The organism is Kocuria sediminis, from assembly GCF_009735315.1.
Taxonomy (GTDB): Bacteria; Actinomycetota; Actinomycetes; order Actinomycetales; family Micrococcaceae; genus Kocuria; species Kocuria turfanensis.
Window position 1 is genome coordinate 1 of record NZ_WOGU01000030.1, and the last position, 9,348, is coordinate 9,348.

The window sequence follows — 9,348 nt, forward strand, 5'->3', positions numbered from 1 at the left end:
TGGATCACCAAGAACTACCGCGAGGCCTACGACATGTTCGCGGTCAACGGGATCCTGTTCAACCACGAATCCCCCCGGCGCGGGGAGACCTTCGTGACGCGGAAGATCACCCGGGCCGTGGCCGCGATCCAGGCCGGGCAGCAGGAGAAGCTCTACATGGGCAACCTCCAAGCCATCCGCGACTGGGGGTATGCCGCCGAGTACGTCGAGGGCATGTGGCGGATGCTGCAGGCCGACGAGCCCGAGGACTTCGTGCTGGCCACCGGCACCCCCTGCACCGTGCGGGAGTTCCTGGAGCTCTCCTTCGACCACGCCGGGCTGGACTGGCGCGAGCACGTCGAGTTCGACGAGCGCTACCTGCGCCCCACCGAGGTCGACGCCCTGATCGGCGACCCTGCCAAGGCCAAGGACAAGCTCGGCTGGGAGGCCACCATCAAGGCCCCCGAACTGGCCAAGCTCATGGTCGACGCCGACATCGCCATGCTCCAGGACGATGCCTGGGTCGACTCCGTGCAGCTCGCCTCCTGGGCCAAGTGACGGGAGATCCCACCATGACAGCGCAGACCACCGAAGAAACCACCGAGCAGGCCACCGGGAAGGCCGCTGGAACGACGACCTCGTTCGTCCCCGGCCCGCTGGACCGCACCGCGCCGTTCTACGTGGCCGGCCACCGCGGGCTGGTCGGCTCCGCGATCTGGCGCAAGCTCCAGGCCGAGGGGTTCACCGACCTCATCGGCGCCACCTCCGCCGAGCTGGACCTGAAGGACCGCGAGGCGGTGTTCGCCTTCTTCGCCCGCACCAAGCCGCGCTACGTGGTGCTGGCCGCGGCGAAGGTCGGCGGGATCCTGGCCAACAACACCTACCCCGTGGACTTCCTCTCCGACAATCTGCGGATCCAGGTCAACGTCCTCGACGCCGCCCTGGCCCACGGGGTGGAACGCGTCCTGTTCCTGGGGTCCTCGTGCATCTACCCGAAGCTGGCCGACCAGCCGCTGAAGGAGGAGTACCTGCTCACCGGGCACCTGGAGCCCACCAACGACGCCTACGCGATCGCCAAGATCGCCGGGATCCTGCAGATCCAGGCGGTGCGCCGCCAGTACGGGCTGCCCTGGATCTCCGCGATGCCCACCAACCTGTACGGGCCCGGGGACAACTTCTCCCCCACCGGCTCCCACGTGCTGCCGGCCATGATCCGCCGCTACGAGGTTGCCCGCCTCACCGGGGCCGAGTCGGTCACCAACTGGGGCACCGGCACCCCGCTGCGGGAGTTCCTGCACGTGGACGACATGGCCGACGCCTGCCTGCACCTGCTCGAGCACTACGACGGGGACCAGCACGTCAACGTGGGCACCGGCACCGACCTCACCATCAAGGACCTCGCCCACCAGGTCGCCGCCGCGGTCGGCTACCAGGGCCGCATCGAGTGGGACACCACCAAACCCGACGGCACCCCACGCAAGCTCATGGACGTCACCAAGCTCACCAACGCCGGCTGGACCGCCCGGATCCCCCTCGCAGAGGGCCTGCGCACCACCGTCGACTGGTACCGCCAACACCAGGACGGTATCCGCCAGTGACTCCCGGCTCGGATATAGCGGACGCGGATACTTCCGCAACAACCAAGGAGAGCCACCGATTCGGCATGTTGATGATGGAGGGCGCCATCTTCGGATAGCCGGAACGTGTTCCGCATCGTGCACGCACACTGACCAGGCATGACGCTGATCATGTTGCTGTGCAGCCCTGACGCTGACCGGGCAACTGCGCATGGCATTGTGCTACTTCGACGACGGGATCCCCAATGCCCATGCGTCCTTCGCGTACTTATCCCCGTCCGACCGTGGCGGCTTGTGTGACCCGATACCTCGAGGCCGGCGAGACCCGCCCGAACGATCGCCCATTAACTCCGCGGCGCAGCATCAATAGCGGGAATATCGCAATAACGTGCTTTTATGGTTTTCGTCACGCGTCCAGGGCTACCGGAGACAGGGCTCAGGGCTCGGTAAAGGGTGCCGTTGCACAGCATCGCGAAGAGCACGTCGGTGCGTCGGCGGGCCAGGGCGACGAAGGCCTGCTTGTGGCGTTTGCCCTGGGCTCATTTTCGGTCGTAGGAGACCCGTGAGGGTGGGTGATTGAGCGAGGCGAAGGCGAAGTAGAACAGCGCCCGCGTCAGGCGTTTGTTGCCGCCCTTGGCGGCGTGCTCTCTGTGGATCGAGGTCCCGGATCGGCGGGTGACCATGGTGATGTCGGCGTGAGAAGCTAGGTGCCCGGCATCGGCGAAGTCTCTGCCCACGACCTTGGTGAGGATCCGCGCGGCGGTCCTGACTCCTATCCCGGGCATCGAGGTCAGGACCGGTCAAACAGGGTAGGCCTCCACGGGGGCCTCAATCTGGGTCGCCACGGTGACGCGCTGGTAGGTCAGGGCGGCCAGCTGCCCGGCCAGGACCGGGATCACCGTGGCGGCGGCCTCGGTGCCCGCCACCACCACGCTCTGCTGCCCCAGGGCCTCGACAATTTGGCCGGGGTCGGATACCGGGAGGCAGGCCAGCCACCGTCGGGTGCGTCACCTGCGGTCTCAAAAGTCGCTTCAGGGACGTAAATCTGAATGAGCATCCCGCGTAAAAGGTTACTGGTGACCGTGAACTGGGCGACGAGGTCGTCGTCGAAGCCGGCCAGCAAGTCCAGTTCGGCGATCTTGACCTCATCGATCCAATTGTCGCGCAGAGTGTGTGGCATGGTCCGGGCCGCCTCGGCGTTGATTAAGGCGTCCCGGGCGTCGGTCTTTGCCGTAGCCGGGTGCAGGTCGACAATCCGCCGCATGGCCAGCTCCGGCAGATACGCCGCCGTGACCTCGCTGAGGACCTGAGCGACGGCCACCGACAGCGCCCACATGATGGCCGGCTGGTCCACGACCATCAGCACCGTCGCGTGCCCGCCGGCCAGCTTCTCCAGGATGTCGCGGAGCGAAACCTCGTCGTTGGGCAGGACCTTATCGTGGACCGTCTTCCCGGACGCCGTCACGGTAACGGCAAGGTGCTCGGACTTGCCGACGTCGATGCCGTTGAACACGGCCGGACGGTGCTCTTCCATGGCGGATTTCTCCTCGACGCGGACCCAAGGCATGTGCTGGCCGGCCGGGTGGTGGCCACGCTCGGCATCCAGGTCACGAAGGTCCCTCGAGAAGAAGGTCGAGCCTCTATCGGCGATCCGTGACGACCGGAACGACCCCCGGTGACAACACCCCTCGGATCATCGACGACTGGGGCAAACTATCATGTCGAGGACTAGCCGGTCAGCACTCATCCACCCTCATGTACCGAGGAGCCACGAAAAAAGTAAACCGGGGTTCACCGAGAATATTGCCACTAAATCGCTTCTTGCCTGTCGAACAAAAACGACCTGAACCGGCAGTGTTAGCGCATCGATGAGAACCAGAGCATGGCGATCGTGACCTGAATCGACAGGTTCTGCCATTATTGCCATCTAGACTGCCTCACGCCAGTCTAGTTCAGGGTCAGCAATCATGGCATCAAAACCGCCTGACACCCATTAGCCCCCACAGTCAACGGAACTCCGGGCTGTCGCCTCCTGGCAATATTCTCACATGAATGAGCGGCCTGCATGACGTCCCTTGTCCCTAGGAGCGGAAGCTATCGTACATCGTGGCCTCGCCGTACTAGCCGAGCTAATATGACTTCCGGAGCCACGATAGTGAAAAAGGTACAAAAATACCAATCCGAAAACCTGACCAAGCGTCGCAAAAACATATCCTGCCGCTGCCGCTTCCAGCCCATAGAAGTATCCTCCCAACGAAAGCATAACCAACGACAATCCAGAAAACACGATCGAATTCTTACCGACAGCAGACTGCAGCCCAAGGCCCTGCAATATTGCACCCAACATATATACTAAAGACAAGAAAACTAGGCCAGCAAAGTAAATTCTAGTCACCGGCACTGAAGGCAAATATTCGTTACCTAGGAAGAATAGTGTCAACCCCGGCAGATACCATGCGACCAACGTCAGCACTACCGCCAGCAATGCCGTCACACCTATGGCCAGATGAAGAGACCGACGGGCCGTACGCCCGCCACCTGCACTGACGCGTGGAAGTATGAGAGTCGCGAACGAGGAAGGCACGAGCATCATCGGCGAAGCGATCCGAGATGGCACGGCGAGGTAGCCCGATGCCACTGGCCCCAGCAATAGGCCCGTGACGGCAACATCTAATAGCCTAAGTTGACCGCTCATAGCGTCAACCCAAAAATGCTTTGATGACCTAAATACCGCGTGGGCACCGATTCGTGATCCCTTTTTCGGAGAAAAGAAGCTGCCCTTTCTTATGCGGGTGACGTAAAGCACTTCTGAAAGCAATACTGCAATGCAATATGCTGGTACCGTCGGCATCTGTAGCAAATACAAGAATATTAGAATAGTCAATCCGAAGGTGCGGCGCAAGATTAGGTTGCTACTAAACAGACCTATTTGTCTGTCACATACGACGATTGCATCCCAGGCATTAGCGTGCAATTGAATGCCGAGCGCCAATCCCAGTGGAACGAAATGCATAACTTCTAGGTCAATCAAACCCCAAATAAACAGAGCCGTAGCAAACGTTGCAGCCGCGAAGACACTATTTCTAGAGCTTAAGTGCATGAGACCTGAAATATCCGGAGAGTGCGGATTTCGGGCCCGCATCACGCCGATATATTGAGGTATGCCTAGGCTGACCACCACGGTGAGGGCAGTTAGAATAGTTTGCACAGAAATCACGAGCCCAAAATCCGCAGGCTGGGACCAACGCGCAAGCAGCACGATGGTTAGCGCTTGTGCGGCGGCCGCAACGAGACGTCCCGCAATGATTCCGGTCAATTGCACAAGCACGTTACGGGACACACAACGCCCTTCAAAAGGTTTTCCATGGCCTTACTGGCCGCTTATAAAGCGTGCCTGTACATGTCGCTCTAAGAGTTCAATCCAACTCTTGATGCTTTATCGTAAATGAGGCGGAGCCTGTCTGCGAGCAGGGAAATATCGAACTTTTGTCGCACCAAGTTCCTGCCGTGTAAACCCATGCTGCGCCGAAGCAAAGGGTTCCGTATCAACCGGTCGACCGCGTCCGTCAAAGACTCCTGATTATGATCTATTACAATTCCAGCGCCAGCTTCTTGGACATGGGGAGCCAGCCCGCAAGAGTCCGTAATAATGACTGGTTTCGCGAGGGACATCGCTTCGATAATTGTCATAGGGAAAGGCTCATCAACAGATGGAAGAACCAAGATGTCGCACTGTGCCAATCGTTGGTAGGTCATACTCGGGGGCAGAGCCCCTTCATAGGTGATGGTTGCCGATTGTCCCCACTTTTTAATTTCCCGTTGCAGTAAAGGTAACTCACCCTCATCGGGGCCGACGAGACAAAACTTCGCTCCACGACCACTTTTCAGCAAATCAACGGCGGTCCTTACGAAGTAGATGGGACGTTTGCGACTATGCATCCGCGCCATGAATAAAACTTGACATTCAGATGTATTGATATGGGGGCGGACATCGAGCCCCACGCGAATACCATTAATAAACTCCGTGAAGTGAGACAAACTGGCATCAACGGAAGTTAGCGCCTCTTTTTCATGAGGGGTCAGAACTAGTATTTGGACGGCACCCCGCAATGCAGGTACCGTGAAAAGTCGGTCGAACGCTCGCGCGTGAAAACCCCACTTAGGAGTGATCATTCCGTGTGTCTGTACGATATAGGGAATGCCCAACATCCTGGCCAAGAGCGCAGCAGGCATTGTGACAAAATCGCGCGCCAGGTGGATATGGAGGACATCAATGGTTCGTCGACTGCGAAAAACCGAAAGCAACAGTCCGGGTGCAATGGTCGTCGCAAAGCCAAGGGCAGGCATAGTTATCGTCGCGGAAAACAGTTTGACGCGAACCCCGTCCAGGTAATTGGTACCTTTGGCATAGCCTTTGGACCCGCCCCATACCTCCACGTCATACCTGCCGCCGTCGACCTCTCGGGTTAGGTTGGTGGCAACCCGAACAGGACCTCCGTAAGCTCCGTCTGTGGAAATCAGGGTGACAATATGTAGAATTCTCATGCTAATTTGACCACCATGGTTTTCTCCCAAGCCGCAAAGAACCACGGCACCCAACTATGCCGTTACTGAGTTTTGCCCCGTTATGAAACACGACAGATATCCCCTTCATCTGCGCATCACAATTGAACGACCCCCCGGAGAACATAACCTGGAGTTGCGTCCTTCGGGGCTCGTCGATCGAACTAACTAGTCCTTGACGGTTAATTACATCGAGGCATCGAAGTCCTCGAAAGAACTGTATCCGGGGAAGCAGTACCCAGCACCAGTGTTACGTCCGGCGGCGTGGCTAGGAGGCCTGGTATCCTCCACACGCGTTTGTGCGTATGCTTCTCAATGGGTGAAATTGGTGAACCGATCGGGACGACCCGACGTCATCTCACTATGGGGCTGATGCTCTTCAGACGGATGGGAGGTCGTTCCCGATGGTCTTAGCTTGGTTCCGCTGAATCCTAGACAGTATGCAGTGACCGCCCGGATGAACCGGGGGTACTGGTCGGGGCCTTACTCACACAGATTCGTGGCTTACCGAGCAAGGCCGTCTGCTCGGCCTATCCGGGCATGCGTAGGAGACCCGGATGGTTGCAGGTCGTCCGAGCGTCGGTCTGGATGTGCACGCACGGTCCTTCGCGGCCGCAGCGATCGTAGGCGCCACCGGTGCACTCGTCCAGGCGAGACTGAGACCCGACACGGCCACATCCTGTCCTGGATCAAGGGCCTGCCCGGGCCGGTGGCGGTGGCCTATGAGGCTCGCCCGACCGGTTTCGGCCTGGTCTGGGCTGTCCCGTGGCGGGTTCAGTAGGGGCTTGGTATTGCCGCTCCGGCGGACGCCGGGGCGGTCTGGTCACGATAGTCGGTGTCCTCGAACTTGGCCGGGGGCACGAGGCCGATCTCTCCGTGCAGTCGGCGGCAGTTGAACCAGTCGATGTACTCCGCCGCCGCGATCTCCAAGTCGCCCATCGACTCCCAGGGACACCTATTGCGAGTCAACTCGGCTTTGAACAGCGAGTTGAGCGCCTTAGCGAGGGCGTTGTCGTACGAAGCGCCGGTAAATCCAACCGAGGCCACCGCCTCAGCCTCTGCCAGGCGCTGGGTGTGGCGCACAGCGACATATTGAACTCCCATGTCACTGCGATAGACCACCCCGTGGTGTCGCGGTCCTCCCTTTCCCGGGCCCACAGCCCCATCTAGAGGGCGTCCAGCGCCAGGTCCGTGCGCAACGAGGTCGACAGCTGCCGCCCCACGATCCGGCGGGAGAACACGTCGATGACGAACGCAGCGTAGACCCACCCGGCGAACGTCCGGCAATAGTTGATGTCCGCAACCCACAGCCTGTCCGGAGCGGGGGCGGTGAAAGCCTGCTCCACCAGATCGGCGTGGACCTTGGCCACCCCGGACACCTCGTAGCTCTCCGCATGCACCTTGGCGATGACTGCGGTCGTGGCCGCGTCGCTGACCGACCGCGCTGGTGGCGGTTGGGTTTTGGCCTCGTAATAGGTACTCGGGGCGACCTGCAGAGTCTTGCAGAGCGGCTCCACCCCGCACTCGTCCTTGTGGGCGTCGATGTAGGCCACTACCTGTTGTGTGGGCGGTCGAGCTCCGCCGCGAAGAAAGCCGAGGCCGACCGCAGTATGACGTTGGCCCTGCGGAGCTCCCTGACTTCCTCCAGCTCGGTCACCCGCTGGGCGTCATCGGTGGTGGTTCCCGGCCGGTATCCCTCATCCATCTCGGCCTGTCTACCCGGTTCCGCAGCGTCTCTAGATTGATCCCCAGCTCCTGCCTGATTCGCGCCAGCGCCCCGGCTTCCGTCACCGGGTCCCGCCGGGACTCCACCGCCATCCGAGTGGCGCGCTCACGCAACTCGTCGGGGTACTTCCTCGGTGCTCCCATGATTCTCATCCCTCCGTGGAATGAAAGCCTCCAACAGACCAGTCACGGGACACGATGCCGCAATGGAGAGCTTCTTCGCGCTATTGCTCCAAGGACGTTTTCGACCGACGTTCCTGGGCGATCCGGGACGAGCTGAGGATCGCGATCGTCACCTGAACCGGGCGGATCTATCACCGCCGGCTCAGACAGGCTCGCTGCGGACGGTTGACCCCCATCGAGTACGAGACCACGATGAAGCCCGCCGTGACTCTCGCGGTAAGAAGCCCTGACTGTCACCTATCGGCGCGGCTGTCCTGATCATCATCTGACTCCCCTGGGGAGCTCAGGTACGCCGAGGGTAGTTGAATCGGAGAGGAAGTCGCCGGGGAGTTGGGGTGCCGAGCAGCGAGGGGTTGTCCAGAATAACTGCCTGTCTGCTTCGGCGGGCTCGCGGTGCTATGTCTTCATAGGTCGCAGAATCGTGACCCAGCTGTGGCCGTAACAAGACGGCGCTCGGTACGACGTTGGCGGGACAATCGGCTCATGAACAGCACACGAAAAATCATCGGCGGGTTCCTCGGTCAATTCGCTCTCGTCGCGTCTCTCGTGTTGGCACCTATCTCTCCGGCTGCCGCCGCCACGGACAAGCTGCCCGATCTACGCATGGCTCACCCCACTAACATCTACCTCGAAAAGACCTCCTCGGGCCGACGTCTGTTGCGTTTCGACTCAATCGTGGTCAACGTGGGCACAGGGGCTTTTGAAGCAGCAGGGAGCGCTAAAGTGGCCGATGAGATGACCACCATACAACAGCGTATCTACAATACCGAGGGAGGGTTTCGGGACCAGAGCATCTCAGGCACCCGCATGTACTGGGGCCGCGACGGTCACAACCACTGGCACCTCAGAGACCTGGAAACTTACTCCTTGAACCGCCTGGACAACGGGGCTCAGGTAGGGACGGGTGCAAAGCACGGGTTTTGCTTTTTCGACAATGTAGCGCATCGAACGGACCTACCTAATGCGCCCAGGACGGCTCAATACCAGGGGTGCGGCAACTTCGGCGACTCGTCGGTGGTGATGGGCCTGTCCGTGGGATGGGGGGATCTCTACGGCGCCTCGCTTCCAGATCAATTCATCGACATCACGAACTTGAAAGCAGGACGATACAGGTTGCACGCCACTGCCGACGAGCAGAAGTGGTTCGTCGAGCAAAACAATACCAATAATCACACCTGGGTCGATCTGCAAATTAAGGGCAATAGTGTAACCGTGACGCAAAAGGGTCCGGGAGCCTAGAGATCTAGATGTGCCCGGTCATAAGATTAGTCGCAGACGGCTGACGGGTGGGTGGCCGCCGAGTGCGCTGTGATGCCTGTCA

5 protein-coding genes, 3 pseudogenes and 1 other annotated feature are annotated in these 9,348 nt (G+C 60.2%); of the genes and pseudogenes, 4 read left to right on the top strand and 4 right to left on the bottom strand.

Annotated features, from left to right (window positions below):
- Both GMA12_RS17915 and GMA12_RS17920 read left to right on the top strand, forming a co-directional pair.
- Positions 1-537: GDP-mannose 4,6-dehydratase (locus GMA12_RS17915; protein ID WP_156270850.1), on the top strand; the 537-nt coding region annotated here is incomplete at its 5' end.
- Positions 538-551: 14 nt separating this feature from the next.
- Positions 552-1,577, top strand: coding sequence for a GDP-L-fucose synthase family protein (locus GMA12_RS17920; RefSeq protein WP_156270851.1), 1,026 nt, complete (start codon positions 552-554; stop codon positions 1,575-1,577).
- Between the two features lie 323 nt (positions 1,578-1,900).
- Here the strand turns inward: GMA12_RS17920 and GMA12_RS17925 are convergent.
- The 4 genes and pseudogenes from GMA12_RS17925 to GMA12_RS17940 all read right to left on the bottom strand — a co-directional run bounded on the left by GMA12_RS17925 (position 1,901) and on the right by GMA12_RS17940 (position 7,937).
- Positions 1,901-3,123 (bottom strand): annotated as a pseudogene (locus GMA12_RS17925) (IS110 family RNA-guided transposase).
- Between the two features lie 477 nt (positions 3,124-3,600).
- Entirely contained in the window at positions 3,601-4,896 is a 1,296-nt protein-coding gene (locus GMA12_RS17930; protein ID WP_156270852.1) for a lipopolysaccharide biosynthesis protein, read from the bottom strand.
- A 68-nt stretch (positions 4,897-4,964) separates the two neighbouring features.
- The gene (locus tag GMA12_RS17935) at positions 4,965-6,101 is read right to left on the bottom strand and encodes a glycosyltransferase (protein WP_156270853.1); all 1,137 of its coding nucleotides are present in this window, start codon (positions 6,099-6,101) and stop codon (positions 4,965-4,967) included.
- Between the two features lie 792 nt (positions 6,102-6,893).
- Positions 6,894-7,937, bottom strand: a pseudogene (locus GMA12_RS17940) (IS3 family transposase).
- Positions 7,601-7,714: a sequence feature (AL1L pseudoknot), on the bottom strand. It overlaps the preceding pseudogene by 114 nt.
- 98 nt (positions 7,938-8,035) lie before the next feature.
- Here GMA12_RS17940 and GMA12_RS19140 point away from each other — a divergent pair.
- Positions 8,036-8,285: pseudogene (locus GMA12_RS19140) on the top strand (hypothetical protein); the annotation flags it as partial.
- 225 nt (positions 8,286-8,510) lie between these two features.
- The gene (locus GMA12_RS17945; RefSeq protein WP_156270854.1) at positions 8,511-9,266 is read left to right on the top strand and encodes a lysyl oxidase family protein; all 756 of its coding nucleotides are present in this window, start codon (positions 8,511-8,513) and stop codon (positions 9,264-9,266) included.
- The last annotated feature ends 82 nt before the right edge of the window (positions 9,267-9,348 follow it).

Coding starts and splice junctions, on each gene's coding strand:
- GMA12_RS17920 (WP_156270851.1), top strand. CDS start 552: ATGACAGCGCAGACCACCGAAGAAACCACCGAGCAGGCCACCGGGAAG.
- GMA12_RS17935 (WP_156270853.1), bottom strand. CDS start 6,101: ATGAGAATTCTACATATTGTCACCCTGATTTCCACAGACGGAGCTTAC.
- GMA12_RS17945 (WP_156270854.1), top strand. CDS start 8,511: ATGAACAGCACACGAAAAATCATCGGCGGGTTCCTCGGTCAATTCGCT.